This window comes from Dactylosporangium sp. NPDC050588 (genome assembly GCF_040654975.1).
GTDB lineage: Bacteria > Actinomycetota > Actinomycetes > Mycobacteriales > Micromonosporaceae > Dactylosporangium > Dactylosporangium maewongense.
In genome coordinates this window covers 107,362-120,686 of sequence record NZ_JBFAJA010000029.1, presented here as the reverse complement: position 1 = coordinate 120,686, position 13,325 = coordinate 107,362, and the positions used below count along the sequence as shown (strand labels likewise).

Below are 13,325 nucleotides of genomic sequence, written 5' to 3'. Positions count from 1 at the left end.
GCCGGCCCTGATCTCGGCGACCAGGGCCCGTTCGTCCGGCACGCCGAGCTCCGCGAAGACCGCCCCGTCGACCTGGCGGCGCTCGGTCGCGGCGGCGGCAGCGACGGCGACGGCGGCCGCGGCGGCGTCAACGGGCGGTGGCGCGGTGGTGGGCGATGATCGTGGACAGGGCGGTCTGGATCTCGCGGGCGGCCAGCTCGGCGCGGCGGAGAGACGCCAGGTCCTCGGCGTCCGCGGGGTAGAACGTCAGGCGGCCGTCCTCGTGCAGGGTCATCGGCACGTCGAGCCGGTCCAGGATCGCGGTGAGCAGCTCCTGGCCGTGGCGCAGCGTCGCGGCGGACCGGCGCAGGGCATCGGCGGTCGCGGCGGCAGCGGTCGGTGCGGCGCCGGCCGCGTCGGCGGTCGCGCGGCGGGAGTCGTGCAGCCGCAGCGCCGCCTCGCGCATCGCCCGCCAGTCGCCGCGGACCCGCCACACGTCGTCGACCGTGACCGCAGCGGCCGTCGCGCCGCCGCCAGCCGGAAGAGCCGTGACCGTCACCGCCGCACCTCCAACCGGAAGAGCCACCACAACCGTGCCGCCGACCGGAAAAGGCCGACCGGAAGACCGGCGACCGCAAGACCGGCGCCGTCATGGCACCAACCGTAGAACCCGCCCGGCACCCACCGGAAGCAAGATCTTCTTCCTGTGGATAAACCCCGGCTACTCGGCCCGGTCCTGCATCTCCCACAGGTGGTCCAGGACGTGCCAGGCGTAGCGGCGGGTGGCGTAGCGGCTGGTCCAGCCGTTGTCGGTCAGCGCCGAGCCGTCGCTGGGGCGGCCCAGGACGGTGAGGATGTCCTCACGGAGCGCGGCGATCGCCTCCGTGTCGGTGATCGCCGGCTGCGGATGCTTGATGCCGATCTTGCGACCGTACCCGGCCTCGGCGCCGACGACGTGGTCGATCATCTTGTCGCGGTCCCGGCCACCGCCGCGCGGGCCCTTGCGCAGCGAGGCGGGGGCGGTCGCGGAGAACGCCTCGAACGCCGCCCACGCGGCGGTGAGCAGCTTCTTCTGCCGGGTCGCGACGGCCCGGGAGACGGCGCGACCGTCGGCGTCGGGGTGGGCGTCGGGGACGCCGAACTGGGTGGCGGAGGTCCCCGGGCACCGTTCGACGACCTTGAACGTCGGCGAGGCGGGGAACGAGTAACCGGCCGCCGTGGCGATCGGCTCGTACCGCGCGCCGTACGCCGCGAGGGCCTCCAGCGCGTCGTCCTCGGTCTTCGCGAAGCGGCCCCAGCCCGGCCAGTCCAGGCAAGCCGCGAACACCTTCTTGTCGGTCACCTCGAGATACACGTCGGCCATGACTGTGACCTTAAGCCGCATTCCTCGGCGCCGCAGGGGTGCTTGCATACCATGGGTCACATGCCTGAGCTCGTGAGTTATCTTCGTGACGCACTTCTTGCCGGCGATGTCGAGACCACCCGGGCATCCAACCACGGCAACGCCGCGGCGTTCGCCGACGGACATGAGGGCTACCTGTTCGGCCTGCCGCCGCTGAAGACCTGGACGCTCGCCGAGGTGCTCGGCGTGATGGCCGAGCGGGTCGGCATCGACCCGGACCCGGAGCGGTCGACGGGCACGGACGTGATCGACCCGTACAAGACGGTGGCCGCGCTGGACAGGATGCGTGACCGGCTGCGGGAGGCGGCGCACCGCAAGGAACGCGTCCTGGTGGCGTCCGGGCACCCGGCCGGGATCGTCGAGGTGCACCTGGCGGTCGTGGTGGCGCTGCGCGCCGCGGGTTGCGAGATCCTGACCCCGGCGGCAGGCGCCCCGTTCGCGAGGCCGGGCCGGTACGACGGCCGCGAGTTCCCCCTCGCCGTGCGGTACATCGGCGGCGTGGCCATGGGCGCGGAGCGGGGCATCGCGATGTGGCACACGCACTCCCCGGACGGGATGCGGGAGATGCTGGGCGAGCTGGAGCGCACCGGACAACCCATGCCGGACCTGGTGTTCGCCGACCACGGGTTCGCCGGCGCGGCCGCCGCGGCGGGGCTCGACGTGGTGTCGTTCGCCGACAGCAACGACCCGGCGCTGTTCGTGGGCGAGGCCGAGGGGCGGGTCTCGGTGACGGTGCCGATCGACGACAACGTCCAGCCGCACCTGTACGGGCCGATCAGCGCATACCTGCTAGAAGGGATAGCCGCTTAGTGATATGACACGGGTGCTATGGGGCAATTTGGACGAGATTCTTGTGCGCCTCCCCTGCCGATGACAGCATCGGTCGCGGCCGATATTCATCGGTACCGATACAGGGGAGGCTCACGTGAGACTCACAAGGTCCAGACTCCGTAGCGCCGCGGTCATCGCCGCGGGCACCGCCCTCGTCGCAGGCTCGGTCCTCATGCCGTCACCGGCCCAGGCCGCGCCGCTCGGCAGCACCGAAGCGCTCGTCTCACAGCTCGGGCTCGCCACCGCCGGCTCGTACTGGGACGCCCAGCTCGGCAAGATGGTCGTCACCGTCACCGACGCCAACACCGCCAAGAGCGTCGAGTCGACCGGCGCCGTCGCCCGCAAGGTGAAGCACAGCGGCGTCGAACTGGCCCGCATCACCTCGACGCTCGGCGCGAAGGTCTCCATCCCGGGCACCGCCTGGGCCGTCGACCCGGTCGCCAACCAGGTGGTCGTCTCCATCGACCCGACGGTGTCGCCCGAGCACGTCAAGACGATCGAGGCGACCGTCGCGTCGCTCGGCAGCGGCGCGACGATCGAGCGGCTCCCCGCTGAGCTGCGGCCGACCATCTCCGGCGGCCAGGCGATCTACGCCGGCGGCTCCCGGTGCTCGCTCGGCTTCAACGTGGTCAGCGGCAGCACGTACTACTTCCTGACCGCGGGCCACTGCACCAACATCGGCTCGACCTGGACGACCAGCGGCGGCTCCGTCCTGGGCACCCGGACCGGCACGAGCTTCCCCGGCAACGACTACGGCATCGTCCGGTACGCCGCGGGTGTCGCCCACCCCGGCAACGTGTCGCTGTACAACGGCTCGTTCCAGGACATCACGGCCGCGGGCAACGCGACCGTCGGCCAGTCGGTGCGCCGCAGCGGCTCCACCACCGGCGTGCGCAGCGGGTCCGTGACGCAGCTCAACGCGACCGTCACGTACTCGCAGGGCCAGGTCAGCGGCCTGATCCGCACCACGGTCTGCGCCGAGCCCGGTGACAGCGGCGGCTCGCTGTTCGCGGGTTCGATCGCGCTGGGTCTCACGTCCGGCGGCAGCGGCAACTGCAGCAGCGGCGGCGTCACGTACTTCCAGCCGGTCACCGAACCGCTGAGCGTGTACGGCGTCAGCGTGTACTAAAAGCGCCCCGGGAAAAGCCCTGTGCCGCCCTCCACCCGGAGGGTGGCACAGTGGTGCGCATGCGGGTGGGCATGCGGGTCGGCATTCTGGGGCCGTTGACGGTCGACGTCGGCGGGCAGCCGGTCGACGTCGGCGGCGCCAGGCTCCGGACGCTGCTGATCCGGCTCGCCTGCGAGCCCGGCCGGCTCGTGTCCGTGGAGCGGATCGCGGTCGCGCTGTGGCCCGACGCCACCCCCACCGACCCCGCGAACGCCGTGCAGTCCCTCGTGTCGCGGCTGCGCAAGACCCTCGGCGGCGACCCGGCGCTGGTGTCCGGCGCCGGCGGGTACAAGCTGGACCTCGCCCCCGACGACGTCGACGCCTACCGGTTCGAGCGGCTCGCCGCGGCCGGCAAGGCACAGCTGCGCGACGGCGACCCAGCCGGCGCCGCGACGCTGCTCGCCGAGGCCCTCGACCTGTGGCGGGGCCCGCCGGCCGTCGACGACGCGCTCGCCGCCCGCTGGGAGGAGCTGCGGCTCAGCGCGATCGAGGACCACGTCGAGGCCGCCGGCCCGCGCGCACCCGGGCTGGTGGCGCGGCTGCGGGAGCTCACCGCCGCCCACCCGCTGCGGGAGCGGCTCGCCGCCCACCTGGTCGAGGCGCTGCACGCCGAGGGCCGCCGCGCGGAGGCCCTCGCCGCGTTCGAGGAGTGCCGGCACCACCTCGCCGAGGAACTCGGCGTCGACCCGTCGCCGCGGCTGCGCCGGGCGCACCTGCGGGCCCTCACCGACCGGCCCGTCGAGCTCCTCCGCACCCCGCTGACCAGCTTCGTCGGCCGCGACGACGACGTCGACCGGCTCGGCACGCAGATCCTCGACCGCCGGCTCGTCACGCTGGTCGGGCCCGGCGGCGCCGGCAAGACCCGGCTGGCGACGACCGTGGCCGCCCGCGACCCGCACACCGTGTGGCTGGTCGAGCTCGCCCCCCTTGCCGAGGCCGCCGACGTGCCGGCCGCGGTCCTGCGCGCCCTGGACACCGGCGGGCAGCTCGAGCCGCCGCAGGTCGCCCGCCGCCTCGACGTCCCCGGCCGGATCGCGGAGCTGCTCGCGCCGACCGACGCGCTGCTCGTGCTCGACAACTGCGAGCACGTCGTGGCCGCCGCCGCCGCGCTCACCGAGGACCTGCTCGGCCGCTGCCCGAAGCTGCGCGTCCTGGCGACCAGCCGCGAGCCGCTCGGCATCCTCGGCGAGTCGCTGTTCCCCGTCGGGCCCCTCCCGGCGGACGCGGCGGTGCGGCTGCTGCGGGACCGTGCCGAGGCGGTGCGGCCCGGGTTCGAGGTGACGCCGGCCGCGGCGGAGATCTGCCGCCGGCTCGACGGGCTGCCCCTCGCGATCGAGCTCGCCGCCGCCCGGCTGCGGTCGTTCACCGCGGAGCAGCTCGCCGCCCGCCTCGACGACCGGTTCCGGCTGCTGACCGGCGGCAGCCGCACCGCGCTGCCGCGGCACCGCACCCTGCACGCGGTCGTGGCCTGGAGCTGGGACCTCCTGGAGGAGCCGGAGCGCGAGTTCAGCGCCGCCATCGCGGTGTTCCCCGGCACGTTCGACGCCGAGGCGGCAGCGGCGGCGGCAGGTGTACCGGACGCCGAGCCGCTCCTGGACACCCTGGTCGACCGTTCGCTGCTGCAGGTCCTCAACGACGGCACGGCGGGCGACACCGTCCGGTACCGGATGCTGGAGACGATCCGGGAGTTCGCGCTCGACGAGCTGGCCCGGGCCGGCCGGGCCGGACAGGTCAGGTCGGCGCACGCCGCGCACTTCCTCGCGCTCGCCGAGCGGGCCGAGCCGCACCTGCGGACCGCGGCGCAGGTCGACTGGCTGGCCCGGCTCCGCCCGGAGCGGGCGAACCTGCACGCGGCCGTCACCCACGTCTGCGACAGCGGCGACGCCGTCACCGCGTTCCGGCTCGGGGCGGCGTGCGCCTGGTTCTGGACGTTCGAGGACAACCACGCGGAGGCCGCGGCCCTGCTCGGCCGGATCCTCGCCGTCCCGGGCCAGGACCCGGCCGAGGTGCCGCTGGACGCGCGCACCGTCGTCTTCGCCGTGTACGTCATCAACAGCGGCTTCGCCGGGGACTTCCAGTACGCCGAAGGGCTCCTCGACGACCTCATCGCCCTCGCCGCGCGGGTGCCGCCGGGCACCGGCCACCCGTTCGTGTCCCTCGTCGAGCCGGTCGTGATGATGTTCCGCGACGACAGCGGCAATGGTGAGGCCGCGATCCAGCGTCGCCTCGCCGCGCCGGTCGAGCCGTGGTCGCGGGGCATGCTGCTGTCGATCCTCGGCCACCTGCGGGAGAACGACGGCGACATCGCCGGCATGCTCACCGCGCAGGAGGCGGCCGCGGTCGCGTTCCGGGAGGTCGGCGAGCGGTGGGGGCTGTCGATGACGCTCGCGTCGATCGCCGACGCGCGGGCCCGCCGCGGCGACCACCCGACCGCCGCGGCGCTGTTCGCCGAGTCGATCGAGCTGCATCACCAGCTCGGCGTGCACACCAGCGAGGCGTACCAGCGGATCCGGCTCGCCGCGCTGCGCCGCCACATCGACGGCCCCGCCGCGGCCCGCGCCGAGCTGCTCCGCTTCACCGAGGACCCGACGGTGCTGCCCCGGGACGCGTCCCACGCGCTGCTGGAGCTCGGCCACCTGGCCCGCCACGACGGGGACCTCGACGAGGCGGAGCGCTGTTACACGACCGCGTGGCGCAAGCAGGAGCACTCGCCGCTGGTCGCGCCGCAGTACCAGGCGATCCTGCTGATCGGCCGGGCCCGGCTCGACCTGGCGCGCGGGGACCTGCCGGCGGCCCGGGAACGGCTGTCGGAGGCCCTTTCGCTGGCCGTACCGGCGAGAGACATGCCAGTCGTGGCACAGGTCGCGATCGGGTGCTCGGCGCTCGCCGCCGCCGCGGGGCTGCCGGTGACCGCCGCCGAGCTGCTCGGGGTGGCCCGCGCGATCGGCGGCGGCGACGACCTGTCCAACGCGGACCTGCCGCTGCAGGCGGCGGCGCTGCGCGAGGCCCTCGGCGACGCCGCGTTCGACGACGCGGTGCGCCGCGGCGCGGAGATGGACCGCGCCGCGGCGATGTCGCTGATCTCGGACCCCGCGCCGGCGGTTCAGGCCTTGCGGCGGTAGGCGCGGACGGCGAGCGGCGCGAAGACCGCCAGGATGCCCACCGACCACAGCAGGGTCTTGACCACGGCGTCGAGCACCGGCCCGCCGACCATCAGCCCGCGGGCCGCCTGCATCGCGTCGGCGACCGGGTTGACCTTCACCCACGCCTGCAGCCAGCCGGGGAGCGTGTTCGTCGGCACGAGCACGTTGGTGCCGAAGGTCAGCGGAAACATGATCACGAAGCCGAGGCCCTGTACCGCGCCGGGCTCCCGGACCAGCATGCCGAGCAGCACGAACATCCAGCTGAAGCTGAACGCCATGAACATCACCAGCAGGCACCCGGCCAGGACGGCCAGGGCGTTGGTCCCGAAGCGGAAGCCCAGGGCATACCCGAAGCCGAGCATCACCACGATCGACACCACGAACCGGATCATGTCGCCGAGCACGCCGCCGATGAGGGGCGCGGACCGCCCGATCGGCAGGCTGCGGAACCGGTCGAACACGCCGGTCTTGATGTCGGTGTTGAGGCTGACGCCGGTCGGCGCCGACGCGAAGAGCACGTTCTGCACCAGCAGCGCCGGCAGCAGGAACTGCAGGTAGTCGTGCCGGGAGCCGGCGATGGCGCCGCCCAGCAGGTACACGAACAGGACGATGAAGATGATCGGCTGGAGCGTCACGTCGAGCAGCTGCTCGGGGGTGCGCATCGTCTTGATGAGGCTGCGCCGCGCCATCACCAGGCTGTGCCTGACCAGGCCGAACGGGCGTCCCGGCACCGCGGCCGTGAGCGTCGTCATGCCGCCACCTCCTGCTTCCTGTCCGTGCCCCGGGTGAGCGTGAAGAAGACCTCGTCGAGGCTCGGCAGGTGCAGGGACAGCTCGATGACGTCGATGCCGGCCTCCTCCAGCCGGCGGACCACGGTGCCGAGCGCCTTGGCGTCGTCGACCGGCACCGACAGCACGCCGCGCCCCCGCGACTCGACCCGGCCCTTCGAGATCGCCCCGAGGACCGCCTCGACCGTGTCGAGGTGCGCCGGGTCGGCCGGGCGGACGCTGATCGTCTGGCCGCCGACGATGTGCTTGAGCTGTGCCGGCGTGCCGTGCGCGATGACCTTGCCGTGGTCGATCACGGAGATCTCGTCGGCGAGCGCGTCGGCCTCCTCCAGGTACTGCGTGGTCAGCAGCACCGTGGTGCCCTCCCGCACCTGCGCCCGGACCATGTTCCACACGTCCTCGCGCTTCGCCGGGTCGAGGCCGGTGGTCGGCTCGTCCAGGTAGACGATCGCCGGCCGGCCCACCAGGCTCGCGGCCAGGTCGAGCCGGCGCCGCATGCCGCCGGAGTACGTCTTGACCGGCCGGTCGGCGGCCTCGCTGAGGTCGAACTCGGCGAGCAGGTGGGCCGCGCGGCTCTTCGCGTCGCGCCGGCGCAGGTCCAGCAGCTGGCCGATGAGGACCAGGTTCTCGGTCCCGGTCAGGTCCTCGTCGACGGACGCGAACTGCCCGGTCAGCCCGCTGATGCGGCGGACCTCGGCGGGGCGCTTGACGACGTCGTGCCCGCCGACGACCGCGGTGCCCGCGTCGGGGCGCAGCAGGGTGGCGAGGATGCGCACGGCGGTGGTCTTGCCGGCGCCGTTGGGTCCGAGGACCCCGAGCACGGTGCCCGGCTCGGCGGCGAGGTCCACGCCCGCGAGGGCGGTGGTGCTGCCGAAGCGCTTGACCAGGCCGGTGGCCTGGAAAGCGAAGGTCATGGTGGTGTTCCCCCTTTGGTGTGTCCTCCGCCAGGGTGCCTGACGCCGCTGTCATTTCGCGCACATCCGCCTGTCCCGTCGCGCACGGCGATCAGGTGTGGTACTAATTCCTACTAAGTAGATGCGAATACTGGAGAATCTGCGATGACAGTCTCGACCCGGACGGACCTGCTCTCCGTCGCACGCTGGCACGCCGAAGACCCGGCGTCCTGGCCCTTCGAACCCCGCTTCAACCCCCGCCAGCGCTGGTACGGCAAGCTGTACGCCGCCGACGACCACGAGGTGTGGCTGCTCACCTGGCTGCCCGGGCAGGCCACCGACCTGCACGACCACGGCGGGTCGTCCGGTGCGTTCACCGTCGTGTCCGGCGAGGTCGTCGAGCAGACGGTGCAGGACGGGTCCCTGCTCAACACCACGATGTCCGCCGGGTCCGGGCGGCGCTTCGGCGCGCACCACGTGCACCGGGTCGTCAACGCCGGGGCGCGGCCCGCGATCACCGTCCACGCGTACAGCCCGGCGCTCACGGTGATGACCCGCTACCGGTTGCACGAGGGGCGGCTTAGTGTGGAGGCCATCCAACAGGCGGGGGCGGACTGGTGAGCGGGCGTTCCATCGACGAGATCCTCGCGTCCGCCCGGTCGCGGCTGACCCGGGTGACGCCGGCCGAGGTGCCCGGGGACGCGGTCCTCGTCGACATCCGCCCGGCCGCGCAGCGGGCGCTCGAAGGGGAGATCCCCGGCGCGCTGATCGTCGAGCGCAACGTCCTGGAGTGGCGCTTCGACCCCCGCAGCGACGCGCGGCTGCCCATCGCCGACCGGTTCGACCTGCCCGTCGTCGTCTTCTGCTCCGAGGGCTACACGTCCTCGCTGGCCGCGGCCTCGCTGCAGGACCTGGGCCTGCACCGGGCGACCGACCTCACCGGCGGCTTCCAGGCGTGGAAGCGTGCTGGGCTGCCGGTGTCCGGCGGGCCGGTGTCAGACTAGGGGCGTGAAGCTCAAGCTGGACCTCCACGACATCTTCAACCGCAGCGGCGACATCGACCGCGCGTTGAAGGGGATCATCGACGAGGCGGTGGCCAAGCGGGCCACCCTCGTCGAGATCATCCCCGGGAAGGGGTCGGGGGCACTGAAGAAGCGGGTCCTGCGCTTCCTCGACCAGCGCGAGATCAAGGCGCTGTACCACCGGGTGGAGAAGGACTCCGACAACTTCGGCCGGCTCTTCGTCCACTTCCGGTGGAACGAGTCCTCGGGTCGCGGCCGCCGCTAGACCCGTATGTCCAGTGCGACCACGTTCGTCCCGTCCGGACGGGTGCTCTCCCCGTACCGGACCTGCGCGGCGCCCTCGACGCCGAGGCCGTAGCTGACGTAGCCCTCGTAGTCGCCGACCTGCTCGTAGCCCCGCAGGCGGCGGTAGCCGACGTCGCGCGGGCCGGTGCCGGCCTCGCTGCGCGCCGGGGTGAAGACGATGCTCAGTTTCGTGGTGCCGGGCAGGGTGACGGGGTCTCCGGATCCGTCCCGCACCACCTGGCGCACGATCTGGAAGCTGTACGAGGGAAGCGGGCCCCTGAACGCGAACGTGATCCGCTCGTAGCCGTCGCCGACGTGGTCACCGGTGCGCACCTCGACCAGGACCGGCACCGGGGGGACGGCCGGGCCGTGCGGGACGGTGACCTTCTGCGTCGGTTCCGTCCAGCTTCCGTCGGTCTTCCTCGTCGTGGAGGCGTTCGGCGTGGGGTTCGGGCGCTCCGTTGCGCTGGCGGTCGCGGCATGTGTGGGGCTTTCGTGCGCTTCTGTACCGGTGGTCTCCGGGGTACAGGCGGCGAGCAGGACGATCAGTGCGAGGGACGGCAGGCGTGTCATGGCACATCGACGCGCGTGCGGGTGGTTCGGTTGTCCTCCCGGGTCGCTTCAGAACGCGTCCACGGCGTCGGCCAGCGAGCAGATCGCCACCAGGCGCAGGACCGTCCAGTCGGCGTCCTGCCAGTCGATGGTCTCCGGGGTCGGCAGGGGGCGGCCGTGCCGCTGGTGGACGGCGATGACGCTCCGGGCGTACCCGGCGAGGGAGATCGAGTCGACGGCCTTCCCTGCGGCGGTGATGCTCTGCCGGACCGCGGCGGCGTGCTGGTCGACCTTTGCCAGCAGGAACGGCTGCGCCAGGGCCGCCACCAGGCCGTCGACGCCGACCATCGCCATGACCTGGTCGAGGTGGAAGCGGGCGTCGAGCTCGGCGGTGGCGAGGTAGCTCGCGTCGAAGGCGGTCGGGGCGGCGGGGGTGAGTTCGTTGTTCATGGACGATGACGCTAGGCAGTCCGGAGGGCTTCCGGACCCCCAACAACCATCCGGCACCCGTTCATGACCCACTGCACTCCGTTCGGGTCGCCGCAGGCGGTTTTTTGTCGGTGGGGGCGTGCAGAATGTGCTCACCCCACAGGAGGCACACCTTGTCCGACCGAAGCTTCGCCGCACCGCCGCGGCGACCCATCACGGCCGCGGCGGCCCTCGCGGTCCTGGCCCTGCTCGCCGTCCTCGGCATCGCCGACGTCCAGCCGCCGGCGCCCCGGTCCGCCTCCGCACCCGCCGGTGACTTCTCCGCCGCCCGCGCGTTCACCCACGTCGAGCGGATCGGCCAGGAGGTGCACGTCACCGGCAGCCCCGCCGCCGACCGGGTCCGCGAGCACATCGTCACGACCCTCACCGGCTATGGCCTGCGCCCCGAGGTGCAGGACACCGTGGGGGTCAACGCCGGCAAGTTCGGCGACGGCGGCATGGCCCGCGTGCGCAACGTCGTCGCGGTCCTGCCCGGCTCCGCCTCCACCGGCCAGGTCGTCCTCATGGCGCACTACGACTCCGTCCAGGTCAGCTTCGGCGCCAACGACGACGGCGCCGGCAGCAGCACCCTGCTCGAGGTCGCCCGGGCCCTGACGTCCGGCGCCCCGCCGCGCAACGACGTCGTGTTCCTGTTCACCGACGCCGAGGAGGCCTGCCTGTGCGGCGCCGAGGCGTTCGTCAGCCGGCACCCCCTCGGCCAGAAGCCCTCCGTCGTGCTCAACTTCGAGGCCCGCGGCAGCAGCGGCCCCGCCGTCATGTTCCAGACCTCCGTGGGCAACGCCGACCTCATCGACGTCTATGCCCGCACCCCGCACCCGGTCGGCACCAGCCTCGCCGTCGAGGTCTACCGGCTGCTGTCCAACGACACCGACTTCACCCCGTTCCTGGCGCAGTCGCGGTTCACCGGCCTCAACACGGCCTACATCGACGGCTCCAGCGTCTACCACAGCCCGTTCGACCGGCCCTCGACGATGAACCGGGCCAGCCTCCAGCACCACGGCGACAACGCGCTCGCCCTCGCCCGCGCCCTCGGCGCCGCCGACCTCCCGCCGCTGCTGCGCCCCGCCGCCGGCGACGCGGTGTATTTCCCGTTCGCGGGCCTGCTGGTGCGCTACCCGGCGGCCCTCACCTGGCCGATCGCCGTCCTCGCCCTGCTCGCCGTCGCCGCCCTGGTGTTCCTGGCCCGCCGCCGTGGCCTCACCTCGGTCCCCCGCAGCCTCGCCGGTCTCGGCCTCGCCCTCGTGCCGCTCATCGCGGTCGCGGTCGCCGCCCAGCTGCTGTGGACGCTGCTGGTCGCGCTGCGCCCCGGCTATGGCGAGCTGCTCGACCCGGCCCGGCCCACCTGGTTCCGCTTCGGCGTCGTCGCGCTCACCGCCGCCGTCCTGCTCGGCTGGTATGCGCTGAGCCGCCGCCGGCTGGGCCCCGTCCCGCTGTTCACCGGCGCCCTCGGCCTGCTCGCCGTGCTCGGCCTGGTCTTCGCCGCGGCGATCCCCGGCGGCTCCTACCTGGTGGCGCTGCCGGCCCTGTTCGGCGCCCTCGCGGGCATCGCCGCGCTGCACGTGCCGCGCCCGTGGCTCGCGACCGCCGTCCTCACCGCCGGCGCGGGCGTCGCCGTGCTGATCCTCGCTCCGACCGTCGCCCTCTTCTTCCCCGCCCTGGGCCTCGCGACCGGCGCCGCCCCCGGGCTCTTCGCCGCCCTGCTCGGCCTCGCCGCCCTGCCCGCCCTGGAGCCCCTCTTCCGCCCCGCCGATGCCGACCGGCACCGCCTGCTCGGCGCCACCCCCGCGCTCGCGGCGCTCGTGGTCGCGCTCGTCTGCACCACGACCGGGATGGTCGCCGACCGTTTCGACGCCACACACCCCGAGCCGACCCACCTCATGTACGCCCTGGACCGCGACACCGGCACCGCCCAGTGGGTCAGCCTGGAGCAGTCCCCGGGGGCCTGGACCTCGCGGTATGTCCGCGACCACCGCTCCCTCGACGAGCTCTTCCCCGTCCTGCCCGCCGGCGAGCTGTCCACCGGCCCGGCGGAGGCCGCCCCGCTGCCCGCCCCCACCGCCACCGTCCTGTCCGACACGACCACCGGCGACCGCCGCACCGTCACCTTCCGCCTCGCCTCCCAGCGCCCCGTCCGCTTCGTCTCCTTCTACGCCGAGCCGGGCTCCCACCGCGTCCAGCAGGCCACGGTCGCCGGCCGCGACGCCGTCCCGTTCCTCCCCGACCAGAACCGCTTCGGCGTCGTCTTCCACGGCCCGCCCACCGACGGCATCGAGGTCACCCTCGTCCTGCAGGGCTCAGGCCCTCTGAAGCTCCGCCTGGTCGACGGCAGCGACGGCCTCGACACCCTGCCGGGCTTCACCCCCCGCCCACCGACCGTCGGCATCTTCGGCAGCCACTCCAGCGAGCTCACCGCCGTCGCCGCCACCACCACCATCTGACCCAACCCCCGTGGCCGCCCTTCTTTGCTGGGGGCGGCCACCACCTCCCACCGACCTCGCCAACCACCACTCCATCAACCACGCCCGTCGCCGCCCCGACGATCCGCCCTCCACCGCCGGCGGGGCCGTCCTGTCCGACACGCACCCCCGTCCGGTCCCACAGGGTCCGCTCCACTGAACCTGCCCTGCCCTGCCCCGCCTTCGCCCAGCCCGCCCACGCCCGGCACCACTCCGGCAAGGGCGGTAACACCACCGCCATGGAGGCCACCCGCTCTCCTCGGAGACCTGACGCACCACGCGATCGACACCAGCTACGCCCTCAACACCCTGCCCGG

At 73.4% G+C, this 13,325-nt stretch carries 13 protein-coding genes; 7 read left to right on the top strand and 6 right to left on the bottom strand.

What is annotated here, in order from left to right:
* Positions 1 to 127: 127 nt before the first annotated feature.
* The gene (locus tag AB0I21_RS21895; RefSeq protein WP_360563633.1) at positions 128 to 538 is read right to left on the bottom strand and encodes a hypothetical protein; all 411 of its coding nucleotides are present in this window, start codon (positions 536 to 538) and stop codon (positions 128 to 130) included.
* A gap of 162 nt (positions 539 to 700) precedes the next feature.
* Entirely contained in the window at positions 701 to 1,342 is a 642-nt protein-coding gene (locus AB0I21_RS21890; protein ID WP_360563631.1) for a hypothetical protein, read from the bottom strand.
* Positions 1,343 to 1,402: 60 nt separating this feature from the next.
* Between AB0I21_RS21890 and AB0I21_RS21885 the strand changes: the two genes are divergently transcribed.
* The 3 genes from AB0I21_RS21885 to AB0I21_RS21875 all read left to right on the top strand — a co-directional run bounded on the left by AB0I21_RS21885 (position 1,403) and on the right by AB0I21_RS21875 (position 6,502).
* Complete coding sequence (locus AB0I21_RS21885) at positions 1,403 to 2,191, top strand: phosphatase (protein WP_344506121.1); 789 nt, start codon at positions 1,403 to 1,405, stop codon at positions 2,189 to 2,191.
* Positions 2,192 to 2,306: 115 nt separating this feature from the next.
* Positions 2,307 to 3,341, top strand: coding sequence for a S1 family peptidase (locus AB0I21_RS21880; protein WP_360563629.1), 1,035 nt, complete (start codon positions 2,307 to 2,309; stop codon positions 3,339 to 3,341).
* 59 nt (positions 3,342 to 3,400) lie between these two features.
* Positions 3,401 to 6,502 (top strand): BTAD domain-containing putative transcriptional regulator, encoded by a 3,102-nt coding sequence (locus tag AB0I21_RS21875; protein ID WP_360563627.1) that lies wholly within the window; start codon positions 3,401 to 3,403, stop codon positions 6,500 to 6,502.
* On the opposite strand, the gene AB0I21_RS21870 is transcribed toward AB0I21_RS21875, so the two are convergent.
* Together AB0I21_RS21870 and AB0I21_RS21865 are read right to left on the bottom strand one after the other, a co-directional pair.
* Positions 6,484 to 7,275: an ABC transporter permease gene (locus AB0I21_RS21870; RefSeq protein WP_344506118.1), complete on the bottom strand. Its 792-nt coding sequence runs from the start codon at positions 7,273 to 7,275 to the stop codon at positions 6,484 to 6,486. The two genes, AB0I21_RS21875 and AB0I21_RS21870, sit on opposite strands and share 19 nt — an antisense overlap.
* The gene (locus AB0I21_RS21865) at positions 7,272 to 8,225 is read right to left on the bottom strand and encodes an ATP-binding cassette domain-containing protein (RefSeq protein WP_344506117.1); all 954 of its coding nucleotides are present in this window, start codon (positions 8,223 to 8,225) and stop codon (positions 7,272 to 7,274) included. Before AB0I21_RS21865 ends, AB0I21_RS21870 begins: the two co-directional genes overlap by 4 nt.
* A gap of 144 nt (positions 8,226 to 8,369) precedes the next feature.
* On the opposite strand from AB0I21_RS21865, the gene AB0I21_RS21860 reads away from it, so the two are divergent.
* Genes AB0I21_RS21860 through AB0I21_RS21850 form a run of 3 tightly spaced genes read left to right on the top strand, consistent with a single transcriptional unit; the run spans position 8,370 to position 9,491 of the window.
* Positions 8,370 to 8,825 carry a cysteine dioxygenase family protein gene (locus AB0I21_RS21860; protein ID WP_360563625.1) on the top strand — a complete coding sequence of 152 codons (456 nt, stop codon included), beginning with the start codon at positions 8,370 to 8,372 and terminating at the stop codon, positions 8,823 to 8,825.
* Entirely contained in the window at positions 8,822 to 9,208 is a 387-nt protein-coding gene (locus tag AB0I21_RS21855; protein ID WP_360563624.1) for a rhodanese-like domain-containing protein, read from the top strand. The genes AB0I21_RS21860 and AB0I21_RS21855 overlap by 4 nt, the downstream gene beginning before the upstream one ends.
* Before the next feature lie 4 nt (positions 9,209 to 9,212).
* A complete protein-coding gene (locus tag AB0I21_RS21850; protein ID WP_360563622.1) occupies positions 9,213 to 9,491 on the top strand; it encodes a Smr/MutS family protein in 279 nt (92 codons plus the stop codon).
* Here the strand turns inward: AB0I21_RS21850 and AB0I21_RS21845 are convergent.
* Together AB0I21_RS21845 and AB0I21_RS21840 are read right to left on the bottom strand one after the other, a co-directional pair.
* Positions 9,488 to 10,084, bottom strand: a complete 597-nt coding sequence (locus AB0I21_RS21845) for a hypothetical protein (RefSeq protein WP_360563620.1) — start codon at positions 10,082 to 10,084, stop codon at positions 9,488 to 9,490. The genes AB0I21_RS21850 and AB0I21_RS21845 overlap by 4 nt on opposite strands.
* Positions 10,085 to 10,132: 48 nt before the next feature.
* On the bottom strand, positions 10,133 to 10,513 hold the full coding sequence (locus AB0I21_RS21840; protein ID WP_360563618.1) for a DUF6401 family natural product biosynthesis protein: 381 nt from the start codon (positions 10,511 to 10,513) through the stop codon (positions 10,133 to 10,135).
* 152 nt (positions 10,514 to 10,665) lie between these two features.
* Here AB0I21_RS21840 and AB0I21_RS21835 point away from each other — a divergent pair, with 152 nt between their 5' ends.
* Complete coding sequence (locus AB0I21_RS21835) at positions 10,666 to 12,990, top strand: M28 family peptidase (protein ID WP_360563616.1); 2,325 nt, start codon at positions 10,666 to 10,668, stop codon at positions 12,988 to 12,990.
* The last annotated feature ends 335 nt before the right edge of the window (positions 12,991 to 13,325 follow it).